We start from the raw sequence: 24,886 nt of genomic DNA, 5'->3' as shown, positions 1-24,886 counted from the left end.
GCGGTTTGGAGTAAGTTCTTCTTGCTCCGAATAGCACTTGTCCCCTTTGTAGATGCAGGCCAGTATCCTCTTAGGAGGTAGGTGCAGCGTCGCTAGCTGGCTTTTCGATATCGACACGATCGGCTTTTGATATGTATCGAGGCTTAGTGCTCAGAGGTGCCTTTTTAGCATTTGCTTTCTTTAACCTTTTTTTGAAAATTTGAGAGATCTTTTTCTTCCGATTCATAAGGTAAGCCTTGGTGTAGTCAAACTTAGGTAGGTGTAGGGCGGATTATAGATGTTTATATAATTTAATCACCATTTGTCTTTTTATATAAATAAATACTTATAACCTTTGACACAGGCCTTCCTGCAGTATATTCTGTTTCCAGCTTGAGATTGATCCGCTATTTATGCACAACCTTTCGAAGTATTTCCGTAATTCCTCGTCCTGTTTTTCATAAGTAAAAGTAAAAGATCGCGCATTAACAGCCTGAATTAAGGCTAATTATTTATTTAAGATAGGATGACAAACATGTCTACTACTACTGGCACTGTTAAATGGTTTAACGAAGAAAAAGGTTTTGGTTTCATTGAGCAGCAGTCTGGTCCAGACGTTTTCGCTCATTTCTCTGCAATCCAGGGTGATGGCTTCAAAACTCTTGCTGAAGGTCAGCAAGTTGAGTTTTCTGTAACTCAGGGCCAGAAAGGTCCACAGGCTGAAAATATTCGTCCTGTATAATACAGTTTATTTCTTTTAACTCTTTGAGTTGAAGGCTAGAAGAGCGTGATTTTATCATGCTCTTTTTATTTTACACCCGCATTTAAATAGTTTGATCTATCTACAAATTCCTTTCTGTTTTATAGCAATATTTATTTCTGCTCTTTACCTTTAGTTGTTTATTGTAGTTGTTAGTTGGTTTACTGCTAATTGGCTGATAATTAGGTCCTATTTGAAAATAAATAGGAGTTTATATTTTGCTGGAAAATCTCAGTGAAAATCTATGTGTATCTAAATTCCAAGGTATACATTATGATCAATGGACTTGTTACGAATTGATTGTGACAGCGTCCGAATCTAAACGAAAAACTTGGAAGCCAATAACAGGTTTGATGCCTGCTGAGGACATGAGTCACTTTTTGCAGCGAAACTATCCTGCCGAACATGTGTCCAGTCAGTTTCGTGCTATTGTTAACTAAGTCTATCTGTAATACGAGAGAAACTAGATTTGATGGATAAATCTTTTGTTCTAGAACGCATAAATGTTTTTGCAGGACAGCCTATAGATCCTGCATCCGATATTGAGGTTAAGCGGTTATTACGCAATAAATTTAATATTGCTTTACCGCAACGCCGGACATTAAATGAGTCGTTAGAAGCTGTGGCCAGTGATCACGATGTAATAGATTTAATTATTCAGTATCGCCAACAGTCTTAATCACTTTTAGTGTTTTAATTCCTTTCAGTTATCTATTTCAGTCCAGCACTTGTATTTTATCTAGTCTGCCTTTATATACCTGTTTCTTGTGGTCGTCTTCTTGTGCGATTTGCAGCAAGTTTATAGTTGTCGTTGGAGCTATTTATGAATAAAAGTTTGTTAACCAATTTATTAGCTGCACTTGCTTTTTTAGCGGGTTTTATCGTGGATGATAATTTGCTTTTAACAATTGGCCTGTTTTCGCTTTCTGGCGCGCTAACGAATTGGTTAGCTATTCACATGCTGTTTGAGAAAGTGCCTGGCTTATATGGTTCTGGCGTTATTCCTGCGCGTTTTGAGGACTTTAAGCTGGGAATAAAAGCTCTTTTGATGGAGCAGTTTTTTACTGAAGAAAATATTGAGCGGTTTCTGGGTGCTGAAAATGGAAAGCAGCCGGACCTTCATCTTGCCCCTGTTATTGAAAAAATTGATTTTTCGCCTACCTTTGATTCATTAATTGAAGTGATTCAAGCCTCTTCCTTTGGAGGTATGTTAGCTATGGTTGGCGGAACAGAGGTTCTTCAGCCGTTGCGTCAACCGTTTATAGATAAGATGAAATCCTCAATTGAGGATATGACCCGAGATGAACAGTTTGTTGCGATGTTGCGTGAAGAGTTGGAAAGCCCAAATGTTATGGCCGAGATGCGAGTCAAAGTTGAATTGATCGTTCAGCAGCGTTTAGATGAGCTAACACCGCAGCTGGTTAAAGAGATTATTCAACGAATGATTAAACAGCATCTAGGCTGGTTAGTTGTTTGGGGTGGTGTTTTTGGAGGATTGATTGGTTTGCTGGCTGCGCTTGTAGGTATGTAGTTATTAAGTTTTAGTTTATCTCTTTTGAAGCCGCTGTTATAGCGGCTTTGTTGTTTCTTGACTGTGTTCTCTCATATGTAAATATCTTTTGATGGTATAGGCAATTGAGCAATAAAATAGTTGAAAAGAGGTCGCTGTGTTTTATAACTATATTGGCCTGTTTTTTAGTGATTTTGTCTAATTTCCTGTCGTTAAGTTTTGAGGCTTATTTTGAAGTTATCTGCTCGTTTAGATGGGTTGGTTGATATGGTTAACGGTCCATATGCCCATATATGGGATTGTTGTTGTGATCATGGATATTTAGGCCGTCGGTTGTTGGATAGGTCTCCTGATTCTGTTATTCATTTTGTTGATATTGTTCCATCGCTTATCGAGCGTATAGAAACCTCTCTATCGGAGGTGGATAGGAGGCGATGGCAGGCCCATTGCATAGATCTTAAAATATTAACTTTGCCAGATTCGGAAGCCCGTCAATTAGTGATTATTGCAGGGGTAGGTGGGGATTTAATGACTGAAATGGTCTCTGAGCTACTTACGAACCATCAGGGCCGTTCATTAGATCTATTGTTATGTCCTGTGCGCCAACTTTATAAAGTGCGTATGGCAATGGATTCCCTTGGTTTGGGCTTAGTTGATGAGTGTATAGTTAAAGATGGTGGGCTTTTTTATGAGTTGATCTATTTATCAACAGAAAGTGTTCGCAAAGTTAGTTGTGTGGGTGAAATGTGGGATCTTACTGACTCTGAGCATAGTGAGTACTTAACCCGCAATATTGAGCATTTTCAACGTATGACCCAAGCTACTTCCCAAGAGTCTCCTGCTTTGCAGGCTTATCGCAAGCTACTTCTTGTATAAAGAGGCTGCAGAACAGCCTCTTAATAGTTTGATTTTATTTTACTCGCCAATGTATCTGTTCGCCTGCACGGATGGGAACGACTTGATCACTCCCTAATGGATAGCTTGCAGGAACATCCCAGCTTTCTTTGATTAGAGTTATAGTGTCGCTATTGCGAGGCAGCGCATAAAAGTCAGGTCCGTTGAGGCTAGCAAAAGCTTCCAGTTTATCGAGTGCATTAGCTTCTTCAAATACCTCAGCATATAACTCAATGGAAGCATGAGCCGTATAAGAGCCAGCACAGCCGCAAGCAGCTTCTTTGGCATGCTTCATGTGTGGGGCTGAATCGGTTCCTAAAAAGAATTTTTTACTCCCAGATGTGGCTGCTTTTATTAGGGCTTCTTGGTGAATATTTCGCTTTAATATCGGCAGGCAGTAATAGTGGGGGCGTATGCCGCCAGCTAGCATGTGATTTCGATTAAATAGTAGGTGATGAGCTGTAATTGTCGCAGCAACATTATCACCTGCTGATGCTACGAACTCGGCAGCATCTTTTGTTGTGATATGTTCAAGTACAATTTTCAGGTTAGGAAAATCATTAACAACATCTTTAAGTACTGAATCAATAAAGGCTTTTTCGCGATCAAAAATATCTATAGAGGCATCGGTGACTTCCCCGTGCAATAGTAAAAGCATACCTGCTTCCTGCATAGCTTCGAGAGCAGGGTAGATATTTTTTATAGATGTGACACCTGAATCTGAATTAGTTGTCGCTCCGGCAGGATATAGCTTTGCCGCAACAATCTGACCGGTTGCTTTTGCTTTTATAATTTCTTCTGGCGCAGTGTTGTCTGTTAAATAAAGTACCATGAGTGGTTCAAATGCGCCTTGTGGTTTTTGATCCATAATACGTTGGCGATATTCTAGAGCTTCTTCGGTAGTTGTTGCTGGGGGGACAAGGTTGGGCATAATGATAGCTCGCCCCATATAGCGGCTCACATCGCGAACGGTATCTTTAAGTTGTAAACCATCTCGAAGGTGGATATGCCAGTCGTCTGGGCGCGTAATTGTAATAGAAGTCATTTAGAAGCTCACAGATTTTATTCAGATATTAGCGTGCGTATTAGGCTATATTATTTCATGGATATAGTTTTAATGCGCACTCAATTTTGAAAAGCGTATCCGGGATTTGTTCAGTAAGGGCTGTATTTCTGCGATTAATCAATATTCTATTGAGCTACCAAAACTCTCTAAGGGGAGAGGATCTATTGATGCTGCACAGTATGTATTAGCACTTGTGAGTATTTAAGTGGCTACTATTCCTCGACCCAGACGGTTCGGATAGGGTCGCCGAAGTCATCGTAGATGACTTTTTGTTTTGGGGCCTTTTTAGGTGGAGTAGCTCTCGATTGAATAGTAGCCGACGCTGTTTTGTTTTTACGTCGTGAATCTATAGTTGATAAAAGGGCATGAACGGGCGTGCGTTCAGTAGGTCCAGGATTATCAAAGCTGGTTTTGTGATGATCGTAGCGTCCATCAACAAGACCTGACTCTCCCATTTCTACTTGTTCGATCTCTCCACCTTTTTGCAGATACTGATTGACCTCAGCGTTAAGCTGATCTCTGAGCTCTGCTTTAGATGGACGTTTTTTAAACATAAATGAAGCCTAGTTTTATTACTCTTTAATTTTAAACGTTATTTATAGTGCTGGCGAGGGTAAGTTTGTTTTGATGTTTAACTTATCAGTTACTTGCTCATTTTCTATTGCTGAAAGACTAACGTATTTATAGGCGGCTGAGTAGCGATATACAGAGTATGTGGCATTGTTGGCTAGAAAGAGAGTTAAGTGGGTGGATATTTAGCAGCAGAATAAAAGGTAGTGCTTATAGATTCTATATATCTTTAGGCTGAATACATTATTCTTGCTAGATGTGGGGGAGGGCTTTTGCGCGTTTAAAAGTAAGGTTTAGCTGGCGAAAAAAACATGCAAAAGGTAGCATAGGGCTCTGTTTTTTTCTAACAATAAGCTGCATATATTAGATGAGTTATCAGGTTCTGGCGCGAAAGTGGCGCCCTGCGAGATTTCAAGAAATGGTGGGGCAAGAGCATGTGCTAAAAGCACTTGTGAATGCTCTCGATGATGATCGGTTGCACCATGCCTATCTTTTTACTGGTACTCGAGGTGTAGGTAAAACTTCTATAGCACGCTTATTTGCTAAATCCCTTAACTGCGAAACCGGCGTATCCTCTACTCCTTGTGGAGAATGTTCTGCTTGTAAAGAGATTGCTGAAGGGCGTTTTGTTGACCTTATTGAGGTGGATGCGGCCTCACGTACGAAAGTAGAAGACACTCGCGAACTAATGGAAAATGTGCAATATGCGCCAACCCATGGTCGTTATAAAGTCTATCTAATCGACGAAGTTCATATGCTTTCCACACACTCTTTTAATGCGTTATTAAAAACCTTAGAAGAGCCGCCTCCGCATGTTAAGTTCCTACTTGCAACGACAGATCCTCAGAAGTTACCGATTACGATTTTATCTCGTTGCTTACAGTTTAATCTTAAAAACTTAATTCCTGAGCGTATTGTCAGTCATCTTACCCACGTGTTGGGAGAGGAGAATATCAGTTTTGAAGAGCCTGCACTTTGGCTTTTAGCCCGCTCTGCTGATGGCTCAATGCGTGATGCGATGAGTTTGACTGACCAAGCGATAGCGTTTGGCGCAGGCACTATTAATGAAGCTGATGTTCGTGCCATGCTGGGAACAATCGATCAGCGTTTGGTCTATCAAATGCTTTCTTGTCTCGCTGCAGGCGATGCTAAAGGTTTGATGGCTTCAGTGACGGATCTTGCTCAGTTTTCTCCTGATTACAATGCAGTGCTTGGTGACTTGATCAGTGTATTGCATCGTATAGCGCTTGTTCAAACGATTCCTGATGCTGTAGATAACAGTATGGGGGATATGCTTCAGGTTCAAAAACTAGCAAAGGCCTTAACGGCTGAAGATATACAGCTGTATTATCAAGTTGCTTTGATGGGGCGTAAGGATCTGCCATTTGTTCCTGACCCTCGCGAAGGGCTAGAGATGGTATTGCTCAGAATGCTAGCGTTTAGGCCTGCAGGGGCTAGGCCACGTGCTGTAGAATTGCAGAATTCATCAGCATTAGGTCGCGACAAGGTCGAGCCGAGTCAGGACACGTCATCAGATATTAAGACTAATGAGCCAGCTGTAAATGTAGCGGAAGCCGTTTCTATTGATAGGCCCAATCCGCTTCCTGAGGATGAATCTCCGATTGAGGCAGTTACCGAGCAACCTGTAGCGCCTCAAGCCTTGAACCCGGAAAATGATCTTAGGCAGGATGAACCGCCAGTTTATTATGATGAGGCTGAGTATGCGGCCCCTCAAAGTGGGGTAGACCCAAGAAAAAAGTTTGAAGGTGAAGGCACAGAGCAAGAGAGTACTCCTCCTTGGAATATGGATGAGAGTGAGCAGTCCTTTGTGAACGATCAAACCATGCAACCATTAGGGAATGAGCATGCGTATGCGCCTTCAGAAAGTAAAGCAGATGTTAAATCAATAGAAATAGCTAAAAGTAGCGTAGCTGTTAAAGAGTGTTCGCGTGATTTAGGTGCTATTCAGCTCTCAGATTGGGTACATATAGGTCGAAACCTCGGTCTGAGTGGTATGACTGAGAGTTTAGCAACACATATATCTTTGGAAGAGATTAGATCTGACGCTGTTGTTCTGCATTACACAAAAGATCAAAAGACGATGTTAAATGAAGTTCAGCAACAGCGGATAAGTGATGCGTTGAATACATATTTCTCTGCGTCAGTGAGTGTTGAGTTTGTTCAAGCGATTCAAACGCAAGAAACACCTGCGCAGTACTTAAATAGAAAACGGGAAGAGCGGCATTCAGAAGCAATAACGTCAATTCGTAATGATGAGACAGTAAAGCAGTTACAGCAACATTTTGATGCACAGATAGAGCTATCTTCTGTGCAACCCATCGATTAATTTTGAGGTAAAGAGCAATGATGAAAGGTGGTATGGGTAATTTAATGAAACAAGCCCAGCAAATGCAAGAGAACCTACAGAAAGCGCAAGAACAAGTTGCCCTTGCTGAGCAAACAGGTGAATCAGGTGCGGGTCTGGTAAAAGTCGTTATGAATGGCCGTCACGATGTTAAAAGCATCAATATTGATGACAGCCTAATGGAAGAAGATAAAGAGATTTTAGAAGATCTTGTCGCTGCTGCTGTGAACGATGCAGTGCGTAAAATCGAAGCATATACTCAAGAGAAAATGGCTGAAGTTACAGGTGGTATGGGCATGCCCCCTGGATTCAATATGCCGTTTTAACCTATGTCGTTTAGTTCACTTATTCAACAGTTGATTACCGCGCTTCGTTGCTTGCCGAGTGTCGGCCCTAAATCTGCTCAGCGTATGGCTTTTCACCTTTTAGAAAGAGATTCTGAAGGTGCTTTGGCTTTAGCTGAAATTTTACAGAAAGCGGTTGCCGAGGTAGGGCATTGTCGCCAATGCCGTACTTTATCTGAACACGATTTATGTGAAATATGTCAGTCTGAAAGTAGAGATCGGTCAACGCTTTGTGTGTTGGAATCACCGGTTGATGTGCTCGCTATAGAACAAACAGGTGGTTACAACGGTTTGTATTTTGTACTTTCAGGACATTTATCACCGATTGATGGTATTGGGCCGGAAGATTTAGGTATAGATAAACTTTTAGAATTTATCCATTCCACAGAAATAAATGAAATAATTTTAGCGACCAACCCTACTGTTGAGGGTGAGGCAACTGCACATTTTATTGCTGCTCAGGTAAAGGAGTTGGGCATTAAAGTGACTCGCATTGCGCATGGGGTACCTGTAGGTGGGGAGCTGGAATTTGTTGATGGCGGTACGTTAGCGCACGCGATGGCGGGCCGGCGCTCACTGCTTTGAGGATTTAAAAGTTGTCAGATTACAATTGGAAAACGTTAGAAGCTTCAGCCGAGGAGCCTATATGGATTAGATCTGAAGCAGATCTAAGTCGGTATTGTAATCACTGGCGAACTTTACCTTTAGTCGCGCTAGATACTGAGTTTATCCGTGTTGAAACCTTTTATCCCATTGCTGGGTTAATACAGGTGGCGGATGATCGCCAGTGTTATTTGATTGATCCTTTAGATATATCAGACTTCAGTGCTCTATCTGAACTGTTTCAAGATCGCTCTGTCATTAAGTTAATGCATGCAGCAACGGAGGATCTTGAGCTGTTTCTTAAAGTGTTAGGAGTGCTTCCCCAACCTGTTTTTGATACTCAGATAGGGGCTGCTTTGCTTAATTGGGGCTTTTCTATGGGATTACAGAGGATGCTTGAGCAGAAACTCGATGTGCAAATGGAAAAGCATGAAACTACATCGGATTGGCTAAAGCGTCCATTGACCTCAAGTCAGATACATTATGCTGCGCTGGATGTCGCTTATTTACCTGAAATCTATGCAATGCAAAAGCAGGAATTTTTGCAGCGAGATACCTATTCTTGGGCTGAGCAAGAAAACCAGAAAATGCTCGATAATGCATTGGTTGATGATGTTGAGGGTTATGACTACTACCTGCGTTTTACACAGATGTGGCGTTGTCCTGTGCATAAGTTAGCAGCATTAAGGGATTTGACTGCGTGGCGTGAACAGATTGCACGGGATCGAGATGTGCCGCGTAATCGAATATTAAAAAATCAGGCTTTATTGCAAATTATAGAGGCGTGGCCGCGTAATATGAGCGACCTTTCTCGATTAGATGAAATTAGAAAGCATATTTTGCGCAGTGATGGTGAAACGATTTTAGGTTTCATAAAGTCGGGGTCTGATAGTGCTGAAGCTAATCCACCAAGGCCTATTCCTAGGCCTCTACATTACTTTTGGAACAAACACCTGAAGAAGCTAAAGGCGATTGCCCGTAAAGCTGCTGAGGCTAATGACGTTGCGCCGGAGATCCTATTGCGTCGTAAAGAGTTAGAGCTACTTATTCGATCGGGTGTTGATGAAGGGGAGTATAGACTACCTTCCCAAATGTCAGAGTGGCGTCAAAAGTTAATAGGCCCGGCATTGTTAGATGAGCTTGAAGTTATAGAGCGTTTAAGATGTTCGAGTTAAATATAAAGGTATTTTCTGCATGAAGGTTTGTTCTGTTTATTTAAGTTCTCGTAAAGATGAAATGTATCTCTATGTCGATAAGCGAGATAAGTTGAGTAAGGTGCCTGAGGCTCTGTTAGAGATGTTTGGCACAGCTAAGCTAGTCATGGATATTCCTTTGACGGCGAACCGTAAACTGGCGAGGGTGGATGTAGATAAAGTGCTAGAGGGCTTAGAGGAAAAAGGGTATTACCTGCAGATGCCGCCTCCAAAAGATGACTATATGCTAGATCTTCATAAAGATAGTCCTGAAAGTGGCGTGCGTTAAGTGGCCGCTCAAGAGGTTTTTTGGCGTAGTAAAAGTTTAGGTCAGATGAGTTCTACTGAGTGGGAATCCCTCTGTGATGGCTGTGCATTATGTTGTTTGCACAAGTTGGAAGATGAAGATACTCAAGAAGTTTTTTATACATCTGTCGTGTGTCATCTGCTCGATTTTGAAACCTGTCGTTGTACTAAATATGAAGAGCGTTGTTCGCTAGTGCCTAATTGCGTAAAACTTAGGCCTGAAGATGTGGATTCATTTCATTGGCTTCCACCAAGTTGCGCATACCGATTGGTTCATGAAGGGAAAGACCTTCCTGAATGGCACCCTCTGGTCAGTGGGGATCAAAAAACAGTGATTGAATCAGGTGCGTCTGTTTTAAGTTGGTATGAAGTTAAAGATGATGAAATAGATGAAGAGGATTTTGTTGATTATATCATTGAGTGATTAAGCAACTTTTAATTATCAGTGTTTATTGTAGGTGAAAGCAGCTTGGATATTGCCTCTTTTTCAAGAGGCTTGTAGAAATAGTAGCCTTGGAAAACCTCACAGCCGAGCTTAAGTAAGGTATCTAGCTGCCCTTCCGTTTCTACTCCCTCCGCTATCGTACTTAGATTCAGGTTCCTAGCTAAATTAATAATGGTTGCACATATTTCAGTGTCCTCGTCTTTACGATGGCACTCTTCTACAAAGGATTGATCTATTTTTAGAATATCGAGAGGTAGTCGTTTTAAATAGTTTAATGAAGAGTAGCCTGTACCAAAATCATCAATAGATATGCTTATATTTAAGGCTTTAAGTTCTTCAAGCACGCTGATACAGATTTCTATATCATCAATTAAGACTCCCTCGGTTATTTCTATTTCGAGTAGTGAGCCTGGAATGGAGAAGAGAACTAACTGTTGTTTTATAAAAGGCACTAGCTCTTCTGATATAAGGTGTTTGCCTGAGATATTAACGGCAATAGGCACCGGAGACAGTCCCTGATCGATCCATTCTCGAATCTGCATGAGGGCTGTGTTGATGACCATTTCGCCGAGTTGGATAATGAGGTTGCTTTCTTCCGCTATCGGTATGAAATCTGTAGGTGGGATCAGCCCCTGTTTAGGATTATTCCATCGAATAAGAGCTTCCAGAGCGATAATATTGTCTTTACTGCGGAAAACTTTAGGCTGATAAACAAGGTGGAATTGCTTCTCTGCGAGTCCGGTTTGAATTAGGCGCTCGTAAGTTGCTGATTTTGTAACATTTTCAGCCATGTGGGCTTGAAATATTTGATAGTTGTCTCGGCCACTTTCTTTTGCTGCATACATGGCTATATCAGCTTCTTGAATTAAGTTATCTGCGTGGGTTTGCCCGCATACAGAAAGTGATATACCTATACTGGTAGGGATATTGAACTGCTTTTTGCTTATCTCTACCGGTTTGCGCATTATTTCTAGGATGTCTTTTGCTTTTTTGCTTATTACATCGAGGTTAATTTTTCCCCTGAGTACGACAATAAACTCGTCGCCTCCCCAGCGAGCGATAAGGTCATCTTCACGTGCGACTTCTGTCAGGCGTTTAGCCACTTCACATAAAAGTTCATCACCCGCTTTGTGTCCGAGAGTATCATTAATTTTTTTAAATTTATCTAAGTCGAGGAAGAATAGTGCAACGGTCTCGTTATGCAGTTTTGCCATCTCTATAGCCGCAGAAAGCGATTTCATCATATATGTGCGGTTGGATAAGCTAGTTAGTGGATCTCGGTAGGCAAGAAATTTAAGTCGAGATTGCAGTTTTTGCTCTCGTGTTACATCGCGTATATGGAGTGTAAATTCAGTACGGGAATCATCTTCCATACGTGTACTGGTTATCGTAACTTCAGCTGGGAAGGGGTGGGCAGATATACGTTGTAGTTGTAGTGCATTTCGTCTATTTAAAACAAGACCATTAGCTGCGCTGAAAAAATGACGCAGGCTGTATTCAACCGCTTCTCTATCTTCTTCGAGAACAAAATACTTGGTAAAGCTTTTGCCTACTACCTGCTTTTTTAGACAGCCCAATGTACGTTCTGCCGACGGATTGAACTCAATGATTTTCCCTTCCCAATCAATGGATATAATGCAATCCATTGATGAGTCTAGAATGGCACTTTTGCGTTTTTCGCTTGCTTGGAACTGATCAATGGCAAAATCTTTTTGCGACATCTCTTGATTGATGCGTGTAATGACCTGGTTATACTTTTTTGCGATTTGGCCAACTTCCGTAAAGGGCTCTTCTTTGACTGGTGAAGTGAAATTGCCTAGATTTTGTTGTTGTTCCATATCGCTTAAAAGGTCAATCAGCTCTGTAGATGCTTGATGCTCAGCAATATTGAGGCCTTGTTTCTCATCTTGTACAGTTACGCGTAATGGAGCAAAGCGGTTAATAATACTAAGTAAGCAGTAACTTACTCCAAAACTATAGAGCCCAATTGCTGCAATACCACAAAGCTGGATTGTGAGCTGCTGGGAAAAAGTAAGTCCTGTATTAAGCTTGCTGTAGTCAGCAAATATAGCAACGGCTATAGTGCCCCAAATACCGGCTAAAAGGTGAGCAGGGATAACAGCAAGTGCATCATCAATCTGCATTTTTTCTAGCCATAGTGTGCCGTAATATACAATGCCGCCAGAGATCATTCCTATAAAGGCAGCCGATATGGGCTCGACAGCGAAACAGGATGCCGTGATGCCAACAAGGCCTGCAATAATGCCATTTAGAATATAACTAACATCAATAAATCGCTTATCAAAGTAATGGAGGGAGGTTGCGATAAGGCCCCCCCAGATGGCGGCAAGACAGGTGTTGAGTAGGATTTTGGGAACTTGATCGTTGATGGCTAGGACACTACCGCCATTGAAACCAAACCAGCCAAACCAAATGAGCAGTGTCCCCATTGTTGCCATAGGAAGATTGCTACCGGATGGGAACTTAGTATTGACATCGTAGCGACCAAGCCGAGGGCCGATAATTATAACGCAGGCTAATGCAACCCATCCACCTACAGAGTGGACGACGGTTGAACCTGCAAAATCGATAAAACCTAGAGCGGCTAACCACCCTTGTTGAGTGTCTTGATAAAGACCACCCCAAGCCCAGTGTCCAGTAATAGGGTAGATAGCAACGCTTAGAATTATCGTTGCATATATGTATCCAATAAAACTCATGCGTTCAGCAACAGCGCCCGACATTAGCGTAGCTGCAGTACTGCAAAACATCATTTGAAATATAAAGAAACAGATTTCATCTGCGGAGTTGTCGCTACCAAAGAGGAAGCTGTTACTGCCTATAAGGCCTAGGTAGGTGTTACCAAACATTAACCCGAAGCCAGCTATCCAGAAGATCGTTGTGGAAAGGATAAAGTCAGTAATGTTTTTTGCTGCAACGTTAATGCTGTTTTTACTGCGAATTCTTCCGCTTTCTAGGCATAAAAAACCGGCCTGCATTAAGAATACTAAAAGAGCTGATACAATCAGCCACAAATTATCCAGCATTTATAACCTTTCCTTATACGGCGTGAGAAAGTGTGTTAACGCTCCGAACTTTTGTAAATCATTAGTCTTAGTAAATAAATATTCTCTATATTATAGAGTAAGAAATGTTTCCTGTGCGTATTTTTTAAGAGGTAAGGTAAAGAGAATAAAAGGATTTTGTTCTGAATAAAACAAAAAAACCGCAAACAGTGATCTGTTTGCGGTTTTTAATGTTAAGCCAGTGTTGGCTTAAGCGTTTCTTACTTCTGGTTGTCTAGCTGAGCTTTGATTAGGTCACCAATGGTAGTTGGGCCTGCAACTTCAACTTCAGCATTGCGTACAGCAGAGATTGCAGCTTTCTCTTCAGCCTGTTCTTTCGCTTTGATAGACAGGTTGATTACGCGGTTACGACGATCCATTGTGATGATCTTAGCTTCAACGTCGTCACCAACGTTAAGTACTGTAGTTGCATCATCAATACGATCAACAGAGATCTCAGAAACTTTAAGCGTACCTTCGATACCTTCAGCTAGTTCAATAACCGCGCCTTTCGCTTCAACGGAGATAACTTTACCGTTTACGATAGTGCCTTTATCGTTTGCTGCAGCGTATTCAGCGAATGGATCGCTTTCAAGCTGTTTGATGCCAAGAGAGATACGCTCTTTTTCTGCATCGATAGAAAGGATAATAGCTTCAACTTCTTCGCCTTTCTTGAACTGGCGTAGCGCTGCTTCAGCATCAGCTTCCCATGTGATGTCAGACATGTGAACTAGACCGTCAAGCTCATCCTGTAGACCAACGAAGATACCAAAGTCAGTGATAGTTTTGATCGTACCAGTAACTTTGTCGTTAGCTGCAAACTGCTCAGCGAAAGTAACCCAAGGATTAGCAGTACACTGCTTGATACCAAGAGAGATACGACGACGCTCTTCATCAACATCAAGGATCATAACTTCCACTTCATCACCAATGTTTACAACTTTTGATGGGTGGATGTTTTTGTTAGTCCAAGACATTTCAGAAACGTGTACTAGACCTTCTACGCCGTCTTCGATAGATGCGAAGCAACCGTAATCAGTAAGGTTAGTGATGCGTGCCTGACACTTGGCACCGGATGGGTAACGCTCTTTGATAAGCGCCCATGGATCCATAGATAGTTGCTTAAGACCAAGAGAAATACGACCAGATTCTTTGTCGAATTTGATGATCTTAACAGTGATCTCGTCACCTGGGTTCAACATTTCAGATGGGTGGGAAATGCGTTTCCAAGCCATGTCTGTAATGTGTAGAAGGCCGTCAACACCGCCTAGATCGATGAAAGCACCGTAGTTAGTTAGGTTCTTAACGAAACCTTTAACTTCCTGACCTTCTTCCAAGGTAGCTAGTAGCTCATCACGTTGGGCGCTATTAGCTTCTTGTAGAACCGCGCGGCGAGAAACAACAATGTTGTTACGCTTAGGGTCTAATTTGATCAGCTTGAATTCAAGCTCTTTACCTTCTAGGTGATCAACGTCACGAACTGGACGTACATCTACCAAAGAACCTGGTAAGAAGCCTTGGATGTTGTTGATGCTAACAGTAAAGCCGCCTTTAACTTTGCCGCTGATGTAACCTTTAACAGTTTCTTCAGCTTCAAATTTAGTCTGCAGAACTTCCCAAGCTTCAGCGCGTTTAGCTTTTTCACGAGACAGACGCGTTTCACCAAAGCCATCTTCAACCGCTTCTAGTGCAACTTTAACGTCGTCACCGATCTTGATTTCAAGTTCATTAGCATCGTTAAGGAACTGTGAACGCGGGATGATTGCTTCAGATTTAAGGCCAGCATGTACAGTAACCCAGTCGCTGTCGATATCAACAACTTCACCAATTACTAATTTGCCAGGGGTCATGTCTAGTGATTGAAGGGATTCTTCAAACAGATCAGCAAAGCTTTCGCTCATTGAAAATGTCCTATATGTAAGGGCCACATACCATTTTATAAGTTTAATGGGACTGTAGCGCTTCAGCCTGTAATACCGGTTTTACAGGGTCAGTTTTAAGTAGTTCAAAAGGGGCGTTTTGACCGGTGTAGCACCCAATTCAATAGAATTTGAGCGCGCATTATACAGTAAAACCATAAGCTTTACATAAGTTTTGCTGTGAATAGGTGATTTGTGGCCAAAAATTTAGCGATTAAATAGGTTTGTCGTAATTACTGAGGCGCTCATAAAGTGCGGTTTGGCATGGTTTTACCACCGTGTCTAAGTCTGCTTTGAGGTTTGAGGGGAGTATGGTTGGGTCTTGTTTGCGGAAAAATATGGTAATTAGGCGCTCCTCTCGTGGAGAGTTTGCGGCAATGTCTATTCCATCGCCTACGCAGAAAGCGAATTCAGGCATATAGTCTCTAATTAACATTTCGCGTTCATTTTCAGCCAAAATTAGCCGTTTGGCGCCAATGAATTTCTTATATTCGTGCCCAGCTGCTGCCGACATGGCTTCTATTTTTAAATTTGAAAAGCGTCTAGCGTCAGGCATATCAAGTAGTAGTCTTTTTAGTTGCCTTTCTACGGCTGTTATCTCTTCTGCCATGCTGAGTGGGGCGAAGTGCTCATTAAGCTCTTTGTAGGTTTGTAAAGAAGCTATTTTTTCTTGCAGGGTTTCTATTTCAGCACGAAGCTCTTTTTGTTCTTCAATAAGCTGTTCATTATCTGCCATTAACCCTTTAATTACTTTCTGTGTTGGGGTCGCTTTACTTTCATAAAAGGTAGAAGGGAGCTGCTTTGCGCCTAGCTCACCGATTGTTTCGGAGTGGGTGCTTGTAGGTAGAACGGTAAAGCCAAATTTCTCAAGGTCTTTTAGGTTTTCAGCGTGTTGACCTTGCATTTGGTTATACATAAGGAAGCCGCCGCCTGCTAAGGCGGCCAGAATTAAAGGAATAAGAATAATTAAGACAATGCTTTTTTTGTTTTTCATCCAAAGCCTTTATTATGGGGCTAAAAATAAGCCTCAATTGTGCTGATTAATTCTGTTCCGATTGGGTAGCGGAATACTGTAGTTGCATTAGTACAGCATCTAATAGAATGCGACCACTTTCAACCAGCATTGCTTCAGATTCAGGATTAATAGCGCGGCCTTGGCTATCTTTTTCTAGTTCATCGTCTAGGTCGGATAGTTTTTTTATCGGCGGAAGCTGTTTTTGTGCACGTCGAATATTTTCAGCTTCTACTTGCCATGCTTCGGCACTATCACGTTCCTGCTTAAGCTCTGACTCTCGTAGAGGAATTAGACTACCTTCTTTACGCACCTCTTTTAAACGTTCGACTTGTTTGCGCATAAAGACGAAGTCGGGATCTTCTGAGGTGCGCGATTGATGGCGTTGAGCAATCTGACCAAGAAAAGCTTTAACGCTAGGGTAGGTTCCATGAGGAGCAGAGCGAACTTTATCCCAAGATAAAGCGTTATCTAATGCGCTTTCTCCGATTATTTCAGGATCATATAGCGTTGGGTAGTCTATATCAGGCATGACCCCTTTATTCTGGGTGCTTTCACCTGAAATTCTATAAAATTTTGCGTGCGTTAATTTTAGTTGGCCATGGTTTAAGGGAAGTAAGGTTTGCACTGTCCCTTTACCAAATGTTTGTCCGCCGATGATAATGCCTCGATGATAATCTTGAATCGCTCCGGCAAAAATCTCTGATGCAGAAGCGGAGAGGCGATTTATCATGACCGCTATAGGCCCCGTATAAGCAACCTTTGAGTCACGATCACGTAGTACTTCGACACGTCCAGACGAGTCTTTGACTTGCACCGTGGGCCCGTGCTTAATAAATAAGCCGACCGTATCATTGGCTTCTCTAAGTGAGCCGCCGCCATTATTTCGAAGGTCGATAATTAGGCCATCAATTTCGTCTTCTTTTAGCTCAGTAATTAATTTTTCCACATCGCGAGAGGTGCTTTTGTAATCATCATCACCCCTTTGTAGTGCTGCAAAATCGATATAAAATGCGGGAATTTCTATAACACCAAGTTTGAAGTCTCTGCCTAAATGGTTTACTTCAATCACGCGTTTTTGCGCTGATTGCTCTTCCAGTTTTACTTTGTTTCGCACAATCTTAACGATTTTTGATGGTCTTTCTTCTTGATCTGAGCTTTTTATTTCTAAGCGTACGGTTGTATCTTTCGGTCCACGAATCAGTTGTACAACATCATCTAACCGCCATCCAATTACGTCCTCTATTTCACCATCTTCACCTTGACCAACACCGATAATTTTGTCGGTAGCTTTTAGTTGTCCTGTTTTATCAGCAGGGCCAGCAGGAACTAAGCGAACAATCTGGGTGAATTCGTTTTCACTTTTTAAGACAGCACCAATCCCTTCTAAAGATAAGCTCATGTTTATCTTGAAGTTTTCAGACTTTCTAGGTGAAAAGTATTGTGTATGAGGGTCATATTGTTTGGTAAAAGCGTTAGCGAAAGTTTGGAATACATCCTCGCTATTTACCTGTAGAGAGCGTTTTAATTGATTGTTATAACGTTTAATTAAAACCTCTTTTGCTTCTTCGTCTGTTTTTTCAGCAAATTTAAGATTGAGTAAAGCGCTTTTTAAACGACGATCCCAAAGAGCATTCATCTCCTCTTCGGTTGTAATCCAAGGTGCTTCTTCTCTATCAGTGTTTAGGTTCTCATCAACATCAAAGTCAAATTTTTTGCCTTCTTCTAGTTCGCTAATGGTGAATTTTAAGCGATCTTCAAGACGTGTTTGAAAGCGGTTATAGATAAGGTAGGCATCATTTAGATCCCCTTTTTTGATGTTGTCATCTAGGGTGTAACGATACTGTTCAAATTCATCAATATCGCTTTTGTAAAAATAGCTGCGAGACGGATCTAAATCTTTTAGGTATTGATCAAATATTTGATCCGAAAGAGAGTCATCAATAGATATTCGATTGTAGTGACCAAGCTTTAGTGACTCATTGATCTCCAACAGAGTTTGTTTGTGAATTGGTTCTGCTTCTAGCGGGGTTACCAGCGCGTAGGCTGTAATAGGTGCTAAAAGAGAAAACGCTGTAATGAAAAGTGTATTTAATAGCGGTCTATGCATAATGTATTTCTTAACTTTTTAGCTCTAGATTCTGTTGTGACCTCGTTTAGGAGGGATTAGTTCCCAAACTTATGTTAGTTGAGTGTAGACATGCTGAAGAGTGATGTAAAATCAATTGCTTCTAATTCTCTGGTTATATTGGAATAAAAAATGAAATTTGTTTGTAGGCTTGTAGGCTTAGCTCTGTTATCGGTATTGTTATTTGGCTGTGGTGAGGATGCCGCAGAAGAAAGGTTTAGGCAGGAGTTGGTCGATAAAGCATTGAATGATGATGTCAGCAAAGCGGGTGCTGCCTTTTTACAAAAGAACGCTTTGCGGGAAGGGGTTGTTACTACAAAAACTGGTTTGCAGTATAAAGTGCTCAAGCAGGGGGAGGGTGAGAGGCCTTCAATTACCGACTTAGTGACTGTTCATTATGAAGGCACGCGTGTAGATGAGCATGTATTTGATAGTTCATACCAGCGGGGAGAGCCTTCCGTTTTTCCATTAAATCGTGTGATCAGAGGTTGGACTGAAGGATTAATGATGATGAATAGAGGTAGTACGTGGATGTTGTTTGTACCCTCCGCGCTTGCATATGGGGCAACCAGTCCTGCAGATGATATACCGGCTAATTCAACGTTGATCTTCAAGGTTGAGTTAATTGATTTTACAGCTGCAGAGTAGGAATTAAGGGAATCTTATGTCTGAATTATTAGTTGATCTTAAAGAATTTTTGCAATCAGCCCCTACGCCTTATCATGCTGTTAATGAGATGGTTCAGCGTCTAAATGCGGCGGGTTATCAGTGTGTTGATGAAGCTGATGCTTGGTGTGTAAGTGCTGGCGGTCGTTATTATACAGTGCGTAATGGCTCTTCCATTGTTGCATGGTGCATGCCCGCGAATCGAAGCTTACTCGAATCAGGTTTTAGAATGGTGGGAGCTCATACTGACTCGCCTTGTTTAAAAGTTAAGCCTGTACCAGAGCTTTGTAAGCAGGGCTATCAGCAGTTGGGTGTTGAGGTTTATGGTGGGGTTTTGTTGAACCCATGGTTTGACCGAGATCTGTCCATGGCAGGACGTGTTAGCTATTTAGATGCTAGTCGATCGCGGCAGCAGGCTTTAGTTGATTTTGTTAAACCTGTAGCTATCCTGCCTAGTTTGGCTATCCATTTAGATCGTGATGCTAATACTAATCGTACCATTAATGCTCAAACACAGTTGCCGGTCATTTTGGCTCAAGGTGAAGAAAAGTGTGACTTTAAATCCATTTTAGCTAAGCAGTTAAATAAAGAGGGTGTATCTGATATTGATGAAATTCTGGATTATGAAATTTCATTATATGATACACAGGGCCCATCTATTGTTGGGCTTGAAGAGGAATTTATTGCTTCTGCACGGCTAGATAATCTGCTGAGCTGCTTTATGGGTCTTAAGGCGTTGCTTAATGCTGATTCGGAAGAGGGGGTGCTATTAGTATGTAATGATCATGAGGAGGTTGGCAGCATGAGTGCTGCGGGCGCGCAAGGGCCGATGTTGAGCCAAGTTATAGAGCGTTTACTGCCTGTTGCAGAGGATCGAGTAAGAACGATTAACCGGTCTATGCTTATCTCGGCTGATAATGCCCATGGGATTCATCCGAATTTTGCGGATAAGCATGATGAAAATCATGGTCCTTTGCTCAATGCAGGTCCTGTGATCAAAATTAATGCAAATCAGCGTTACGCTTCTAATAGTGAGACCAGTGGTTTATTTAGGGATTTAGCCCAACAGGTAGGTGTTCCTGTTCAGTCTTTTGTTGTGCGTAGTGATATGGGATGTGGTAGCACAATCGGGCCTATTACGGCAGCAGGGCTTGGGATTAAAACCTTAGATATTGGCGTACCACAATTTGCGATGCATTCAATTAGGGAGCTAGCCGGTGTTCGGGATGTGGGTGCCTTAATTAAGATTTTAGAGCAGTTCTACTGCGAAGGTAGAGTTTAATTTTAGTAAGCATTAGATCGGAAAGCGTTAAAGTGATTGGTTTTAACGCTTTTTACCTATGCCAAGGTGAGTTGTGAGTGTTTCTCCACTTGTTAAACGCTCTATGCTGATTTCTTCAGTTAATTCTTCAGTTAATTCTTCAGTTAATTCTTCAGTTAATTCTTCAGTTATTTAATTCAGAGCTGATAACACTAGTGCTCCTTCTTATTAGAATTTTTTAATCGGTATGTTTTATGCAAGGCTTACTGTAAAGAGTATGATTTTCACTCATAAAGATAAAACTGCATCATTTTAGTGCGCTCTTTATAGGTGATTGATTCTGGTGCACGTTCTTACTAAGGGAGAGAGAATGTTTAAAAAGGTGCTGGTGTTTACGGATCTGGATGGTTCGTTATTGGATCATTTTACTTATAGTTATCTAGCTGCTGCTCCTTTATTAGAGCTTTTCCAAGAAAAGGGGGTACCTGTTATCCCTGTTACTAGTAAGACCCGAGCAGAGTTAAAAGTGTTGCGCTCGGAACTTGAAAATTCACATCCCTTCGTGGTGGAAAATGGTGCCGCTGTTTTTATCCCGCAAGGGTATTTTTCAGCGACCCCATCCGGTTGTGAACCTTTAGACGGGTACGATTGTTATCAGTTCTCTAAGTCTCGAGAAGTTTGGATAAATTTATTATCTGAGATGGAAGACGAGTTTGAGAGGGAGTTTGAAACATTTACTTCGTTAGGTGTCGATGGGATTGTCAGGCTTACGGGGTTGTCTGAAGAGGCGGCTAAGCTGGCTAATCAGAGAGAGTATAGCGAGCCAGTGATGTGGAAGGGTTCAAACGAGCGTAAATCTCTTTTTGTCGAAGCATTAAAGAGCTCGGGAGCAACCGTTTTGCAGGGGGGGCGTTTCCTGCATGTTACCGGTCATTGTGATAAAGGTCGTGCCCTTCAGTGGCTATGTAAAAGATATAAAAATGATTCACCAGCGGAATCATTTTTAACTATTGCTGCAGGTGATAGTTATAACGACAGGGAGATGTTAGAAGTTGCGGATTGTGCTCTCGCCATTCGATCACCTGTACATGATTTTCCAGATATTAAGCATTCAAATATTTACCGTTCTATGCACTTAGGCCCGCAAGGTTGGGTTGAAGGTATGCGTAAATTTTTGAGTACGGAAGAAACATCCATAGATGTAGATATTATTGACTATCTGCAGAATAAGCTTAGGAGTTGATATGGCTGATTTTTATCAGAATGGAATTATTACTACGCTACATAATCTGTCGAATAGGCCAATTGAAGAGGTAGAGGCTGAGTTAACTCGGTTTGGCCGGAAAAGGCCCATGTCACTTATTTTGCCTTCACTTTTTTCTGAGTTAAAGGGGCCTGCGTTAGGGCATATTGTTGACGAACTTTGTAAAGTGCCCTATTTATCAGAGATTGTTATCGGGCTTGATCGAGCTAATGAAGAGCAGTTTTGCTTTGCTCAGAATTTTTTTAAAAAGCTTCCACAGCATCACCGCATTCTTTGGAATGATGGTCCCCGTTTACGAGAATTGGATGCAGAACTTCAATCTTTGAAATTAGCCCCTAAAGAACCAGGAAAAGGACGAAATGTTTGGTATTGCATGGGCTATGTGCTGGCGTCAGGACGTGCAGAATCTGTGGCTTTGCATGACTGCGATATCACGACCTATAACCGAGATATGTTAGCGAGGCTTATTTATCCTGTCGCTAACCCTCAGTTTAACTACGAGTTTTGTAAAGGTTTTTATGCGCGAGTTGCGGATGGGAAAATTAATGGTCGGGTGTGTCGATTGCTGGTTACGCCATTGTTGCGTGCGTTAAAAAAAGTATTTGGCGAGATTGAATATCTGCAGTATATGGATAGCTTCCGTTATCCTTTGGCGGGAGAGTTTTCTTTTCGTCGTGATGTATTGAGTGATATCAGAATCCCGAGTGATTGGGGGTTGGAGATCGGTGTGCTATCGGAGATGCACCGTAATTATTCAAATAACCGCCTTTGTCAGGTAGATATTGCGGATCAGTATGATCACAAGCACCAAAACTTATCGCTTGATGATAAGAATGCGGGGCTGTCTAAAATGTCCATAGATATAACTAAGGCGTTATTTAGAAAGTTGGCCACGCAAGGACATACTTTTAATAGCGAAACTTTCCGTACCATTAAAGCAACGTATTTCCGTATAGCCTTAGACTTTATTGAAACCTATCACAATGATGCGGTTATGAATGGGTTGCAGCTAGATATTCATGGTGAGGAGCAGGCTGTTGAGATGTTTTCGCGGAACATTATTACGGCAGGGGAGCAGTTTCTCGGTAACGCTATGGATACACCTTTTATACCAAGCTGGAGTCGAGTAAGTAGTGCGATGCCTGATGTATTTGACCGTCTGGTTGAGGCTGTTGAATTGGACCATAAAGAGTTTATGGCTGAGACGCTTAAGTAGTTTCTTAAATAGGGATATTACAGATATGGATCGTAGTGTGAATGATTCAGCTAATGAGCAATTAAGTTTTCAGATATCTAACCACCTTCAGGTTATATATTCTGAAAAAAGTGTCGAAATACTGGCTGATTTGGCGTCGGAACTTGTTGAGATAATGCGTCTTCAGCAGGTTGATAGCGTACCTGTATCTCATAAAAACTACTGGGATGAAAGTGATGTCATTATGATTACTTATGGTGATTCTCTATATGAACCGGGCAAAAGGGCGCTAACAACATTGCATCGCTTTCTGCATGAGCAGTGCGATGGGGTCATTAATGGCGTGCATGTGTTGCCCTTTTTCCCTTATAGCTCAGATGATGGCTTTGCCGTCAGTGATTATTATAAAGTAAGAGAGTCTGTTGGCGAGTGGGATGATATTAAAAAACTGGCTGCTGAATTTCGTTTGATGTCTGATGTTGTTATTAATCACTGCTCAGGTGAGAGCGGGTGGTTTCAAAACTTCATTAAAGGAGAGGGGCCTGGAAGTGATTATTTCTATGTGGCGAGTCCTGACGATGATACGTCTCAAGTTGTTCGTCCACGAACAACCTATTTGTTGAGAGAGGTTGAAACTGAAAAGGGCCTTCAGCATGTTTGGTGTACTTTTAGTCATGATCAAGTAGATTTTGATTTTAGAAATCCAAAAGTTTTAAAAGAGTTTGTAAAGCTTGTTCGCTTCTATCTGGATAACGGCGTTAATATTTTCCGTTTGGATGCCATTGCTTTTTTGTGGAAGGAGAGCGGGACAACGTGCCTGAATTTAGAGCAAACCCATGAGGTTGTTCGATTATTGCGACTTTTGATTGGATTTGCTTGCCCTACTGCCATGATCATTACCGAGACGAATATACCGAGTAGGGAAAATCTATCCTATTTTGGTAATGCTAATGAAGCTCATTGTGTCTATAACTTTTCACTGCCGCCTTTGCTCTTGCATGCACTTTTGACAGGTCAAAGTTTTTATTTAAAGCAGTGGATGATGAGTATGCCTCCTGCGCAGGATGGTACGGCCTATTTCAACTTTATTGCTTCCCATGATGGTATTGGTTTGCGGCCAGTGGAGGGGATCTTACCTGATACTGAAGTTGAAATGTTGACAGACAGGATGCAGGAATGGGGAGGGCATGTTTCGTGGCGTGCTTTAGAAGATGGAGTAAATAAGCCTTATGAGATCAATATTACTCTCTTTGAGGCTCTGCAGGGAACGATAGAAGGGAAGGATGAGTTTGGTGTGGAGCGCTTTCTGTGTGCGCATAGAATAATGTTGGCATTGGAAGGTATCCCAGGTATCTATTTTCAAAGCTTGTTGGGTAGCCTTAATGATCATGAGCGAGTAAAAATGACGGGGCATTTTCGTTCAATTAATCGTCATCATTGGGAGTATGATTCATTGGTTCAGCTTCTGGATGATGAAACTTCACATTACGCATATATTTTTGATGCGATGAAACGGCTTATTTCCATTCGTACAAAGCAGGCTGCTTTCCATCCTAATGCAACGCAATTTACCCTCCATTTAGGAGATCAGATATTTGGTTTTTGGCGACAAGGGATTAATAGAAGACAGAGTATTTTTTGTTTGAATAATCTTAGTGATAAGCCAGCAACATTGCTTTTATCGGATCTAAACTTAATAAATACGCATCAATGGTCAGATCTATTGAGTGATGATGTTTTTGATGATCTGCATGCAACGATCGAGCTTGCACCTTACCAAAGTATTTGGTTATCAAACAAAATATAAGATAAGGAAGGATAAAATAAGAAGTGGTCGGAGTGATAGGATTCGAACCTACGACCCTCTGGTCCCAAACCAGATGCGCTACCAAGCTGCGCTACACTCCGACATACCTGCTATGCAGTAAAGCCAAAAGATAAAAGTGGTCGGAGTGATAGGATTCGAACCTACGACCCTCTGGTCCCAAACCAGATGCGCTACCAAGCTGCGCTACACTCCGACATACCTGCTATGCAGTAAAGCCAAAAGATAAAAGTGGTCGGAGTGATAGGATTCGAACCTACGACCCTCTGGTCCCAAACCAGATGCGCTACCAAGCTGCGCTACACTCCGACATACCTGCTATGCAGTAAAGCCAAAAGATAAAAGTGGTCGGAGTGATAGGATTCGAACCTACGACCCTCTGGTCCCAAACCAGATGCGCTACCAAGCTGCGCTACACTCCGACGTTCATCTTTTCAGATGGCTCCCTGAGCTGGACTCGAACCAGCGACCAATAGATTAACAGTCTACTGCTCTACCAACTGAGCTATCAGGGAT

General features: G+C 41.8%; 23 protein-coding genes and 5 tRNA genes. 16 read left to right on the top strand and 12 right to left on the bottom strand.

Features of this window, described 5'->3' with window-relative positions; translation table 11 throughout:
* Window positions 1–70: 70 nt before the first annotated feature.
* The gene (locus A3774_RS16295; protein WP_075107872.1) at window positions 71–226 is read right to left on the bottom strand and encodes a DUF2986 domain-containing protein; all 156 of its coding nucleotides are present in this window, start codon (window positions 224–226) and stop codon (window positions 71–73) included.
* 288 nt (window positions 227–514) lie between these two features.
* Here A3774_RS16295 and A3774_RS00130 point away from each other — a divergent pair, with 288 nt between their 5' ends.
* From A3774_RS00130 to A3774_RS00115, 5 genes are all read left to right on the top strand, one after another.
* Window positions 515–721, top strand: coding sequence for a cold-shock protein (locus A3774_RS00130; RefSeq protein ID WP_067861674.1), 207 nt, complete (start codon window positions 515–517; stop codon window positions 719–721).
* 236 nt (window positions 722–957) lie between these two features.
* Entirely contained in the window at window positions 958–1,179 is a 222-nt protein-coding gene (locus A3774_RS16550) for a hypothetical protein (RefSeq protein WP_075107871.1), read from the top strand.
* A 32-nt stretch (window positions 1,180–1,211) separates the two neighbouring features.
* The gene (locus tag A3774_RS00125) at window positions 1,212–1,418 is read left to right on the top strand and encodes a hypothetical protein (RefSeq protein WP_231867900.1); all 207 of its coding nucleotides are present in this window, start codon (window positions 1,212–1,214) and stop codon (window positions 1,416–1,418) included.
* 144 nt (window positions 1,419–1,562) lie between these two features.
* Entirely contained in the window at window positions 1,563–2,270 is a 708-nt protein-coding gene (locus tag A3774_RS00120) for a hypothetical protein (RefSeq protein WP_067861667.1), read from the top strand.
* A gap of 210 nt (window positions 2,271–2,480) precedes the next feature.
* Window positions 2,481–3,125 (top strand): tRNA (adenine(22)-N(1))-methyltransferase TrmK, encoded by a 645-nt coding sequence (locus A3774_RS00115; RefSeq protein WP_067861663.1) that lies wholly within the window; start codon window positions 2,481–2,483, stop codon window positions 3,123–3,125.
* Between the two features lie 34 nt (window positions 3,126–3,159).
* Here A3774_RS00115 and pyrC read toward each other — a convergent pair whose 3' ends face one another.
* The gene (pyrC, locus tag A3774_RS00110; protein WP_067861659.1) at window positions 3,160–4,188 is read right to left on the bottom strand and encodes a dihydroorotase; all 1,029 of its coding nucleotides are present in this window, start codon (window positions 4,186–4,188) and stop codon (window positions 3,160–3,162) included.
* A gap of 233 nt (window positions 4,189–4,421) precedes the next feature.
* Window positions 4,422–4,763, bottom strand: coding sequence for a hypothetical protein (locus A3774_RS00105; protein ID WP_067861655.1), 342 nt, complete (start codon window positions 4,761–4,763; stop codon window positions 4,422–4,424).
* A gap of 383 nt (window positions 4,764–5,146) precedes the next feature.
* Here A3774_RS00105 and dnaX point away from each other — a divergent pair, with 383 nt between their 5' ends.
* The 6 genes from dnaX to A3774_RS00075 are packed head-to-tail and all read left to right on the top strand — an operon-like array spanning window position 5,147 to window position 10,014.
* A complete protein-coding gene (gene dnaX / locus A3774_RS00100; RefSeq protein ID WP_067861652.1) occupies window positions 5,147–7,126 on the top strand; it encodes a DNA polymerase III subunit gamma/tau in 1,980 nt (659 codons plus the stop codon).
* 17 nt (window positions 7,127–7,143) lie between these two features.
* Window positions 7,144–7,470, top strand: a complete 327-nt coding sequence (locus tag A3774_RS00095) for a YbaB/EbfC family nucleoid-associated protein (RefSeq protein WP_067861649.1) — start codon at window positions 7,144–7,146, stop codon at window positions 7,468–7,470.
* Between the two features lie 3 nt (window positions 7,471–7,473).
* Window positions 7,474–8,073: a recombination mediator RecR gene (gene recR / locus A3774_RS00090; RefSeq protein WP_067861646.1), complete on the top strand. Its 600-nt coding sequence runs from the start codon at window positions 7,474–7,476 to the stop codon at window positions 8,071–8,073.
* An 11-nt stretch (window positions 8,074–8,084) separates the two neighbouring features.
* Window positions 8,085–9,266, top strand: a complete 1,182-nt coding sequence (gene rnd, locus A3774_RS00085; protein WP_067861643.1) for a ribonuclease D — start codon at window positions 8,085–8,087, stop codon at window positions 9,264–9,266.
* A gap of 19 nt (window positions 9,267–9,285) precedes the next feature.
* Complete coding sequence (locus A3774_RS00080; protein ID WP_067861640.1) at window positions 9,286–9,573, top strand: YcgL domain-containing protein; 288 nt, start codon at window positions 9,286–9,288, stop codon at window positions 9,571–9,573.
* A complete protein-coding gene (locus tag A3774_RS00075; RefSeq protein WP_075107870.1) occupies window positions 9,574–10,014 on the top strand; it encodes a YcgN family cysteine cluster protein in 441 nt (146 codons plus the stop codon).
* Between the two features lie 11 nt (window positions 10,015–10,025).
* Here the strand turns inward: A3774_RS00075 and amt are convergent, their stop codons facing one another.
* The 4 genes from amt to A3774_RS00055 form a co-directional block, all read right to left on the bottom strand.
* Window positions 10,026–13,082: an ammonium transporter gene (gene amt, locus A3774_RS00070; RefSeq protein ID WP_067861637.1), complete on the bottom strand. Its 3,057-nt coding sequence runs from the start codon at window positions 13,080–13,082 to the stop codon at window positions 10,026–10,028.
* Between the two features lie 239 nt (window positions 13,083–13,321).
* Window positions 13,322–15,001 carry a 30S ribosomal protein S1 gene (rpsA, locus tag A3774_RS00065; protein ID WP_067861634.1) on the bottom strand — a complete coding sequence of 560 codons (1,680 nt, stop codon included), beginning with the start codon at window positions 14,999–15,001 and terminating at the stop codon, window positions 13,322–13,324.
* A 232-nt stretch (window positions 15,002–15,233) separates the two neighbouring features.
* Window positions 15,234–16,013 (bottom strand): coiled-coil domain-containing protein, encoded by a 780-nt coding sequence (locus tag A3774_RS00060; RefSeq protein WP_067861631.1) that lies wholly within the window; start codon window positions 16,011–16,013, stop codon window positions 15,234–15,236.
* Between the two features lie 46 nt (window positions 16,014–16,059).
* Window positions 16,060–18,141 (bottom strand): carboxy terminal-processing peptidase, encoded by a 2,082-nt coding sequence (locus tag A3774_RS00055; RefSeq protein ID WP_067861628.1) that lies wholly within the window; start codon window positions 18,139–18,141, stop codon window positions 16,060–16,062.
* 150 nt (window positions 18,142–18,291) lie between these two features.
* On the opposite strand from A3774_RS00055, the gene A3774_RS00050 reads away from it, so the two are divergent.
* The 5 genes from A3774_RS00050 to A3774_RS00030 all read left to right on the top strand — a co-directional run bounded on the left by A3774_RS00050 (window position 18,292) and on the right by A3774_RS00030 (window position 24,352).
* Window positions 18,292–18,807: an FKBP-type peptidyl-prolyl cis-trans isomerase gene (locus A3774_RS00050; protein ID WP_067861625.1), complete on the top strand. Its 516-nt coding sequence runs from the start codon at window positions 18,292–18,294 to the stop codon at window positions 18,805–18,807.
* A gap of 16 nt (window positions 18,808–18,823) precedes the next feature.
* A complete protein-coding gene (locus A3774_RS00045) occupies window positions 18,824–20,107 on the top strand; it encodes a M18 family aminopeptidase (RefSeq protein ID WP_067861622.1) in 1,284 nt (427 codons plus the stop codon).
* Between the two features lie 349 nt (window positions 20,108–20,456).
* Window positions 20,457–21,329, top strand: a complete 873-nt coding sequence (locus A3774_RS00040; RefSeq protein ID WP_067861619.1) for an HAD-IIB family hydrolase — start codon at window positions 20,457–20,459, stop codon at window positions 21,327–21,329.
* Window position 21,330: 1 nt separating this feature from the next.
* Complete coding sequence (locus tag A3774_RS00035) at window positions 21,331–22,566, top strand: glycosyltransferase family protein (RefSeq protein ID WP_067861617.1); 1,236 nt, start codon at window positions 21,331–21,333, stop codon at window positions 22,564–22,566.
* Between the two features lie 25 nt (window positions 22,567–22,591).
* A complete protein-coding gene (locus A3774_RS00030) occupies window positions 22,592–24,352 on the top strand; it encodes a sugar phosphorylase (RefSeq protein ID WP_067861614.1) in 1,761 nt (586 codons plus the stop codon).
* Between the two features lie 24 nt (window positions 24,353–24,376).
* On the opposite strand, the gene A3774_RS00025 is transcribed toward A3774_RS00030, so the two are convergent.
* From A3774_RS00025 to A3774_RS00005, 5 genes are all read right to left on the bottom strand, one after another.
* Window positions 24,377–24,453: transfer RNA gene (locus tag A3774_RS00025), tRNA-Pro, on the bottom strand.
* A 36-nt stretch (window positions 24,454–24,489) separates the two neighbouring features.
* A tRNA-Pro gene (locus A3774_RS00020) sits at window positions 24,490–24,566 on the bottom strand.
* A gap of 36 nt (window positions 24,567–24,602) precedes the next feature.
* Window positions 24,603–24,679, bottom strand: a tRNA-Pro gene (locus tag A3774_RS00015).
* A gap of 36 nt (window positions 24,680–24,715) precedes the next feature.
* Window positions 24,716–24,792, bottom strand: a tRNA-Pro gene (locus A3774_RS00010).
* A gap of 17 nt (window positions 24,793–24,809) precedes the next feature.
* Window positions 24,810–24,885, bottom strand: a tRNA-Asn gene (locus A3774_RS00005).
* Window position 24,886: the final 1 nt, after the last annotated feature.

The sequence above is a fragment of the Neptuniibacter marinus genome, assembly GCF_001597725.1.
GTDB classification, from domain to species: domain Bacteria; phylum Pseudomonadota; class Gammaproteobacteria; order Pseudomonadales; family Balneatricaceae; genus Neptuniibacter; species Neptuniibacter marinus.
This window is presented reverse-complemented; position numbering and strand designations above follow the sequence as displayed.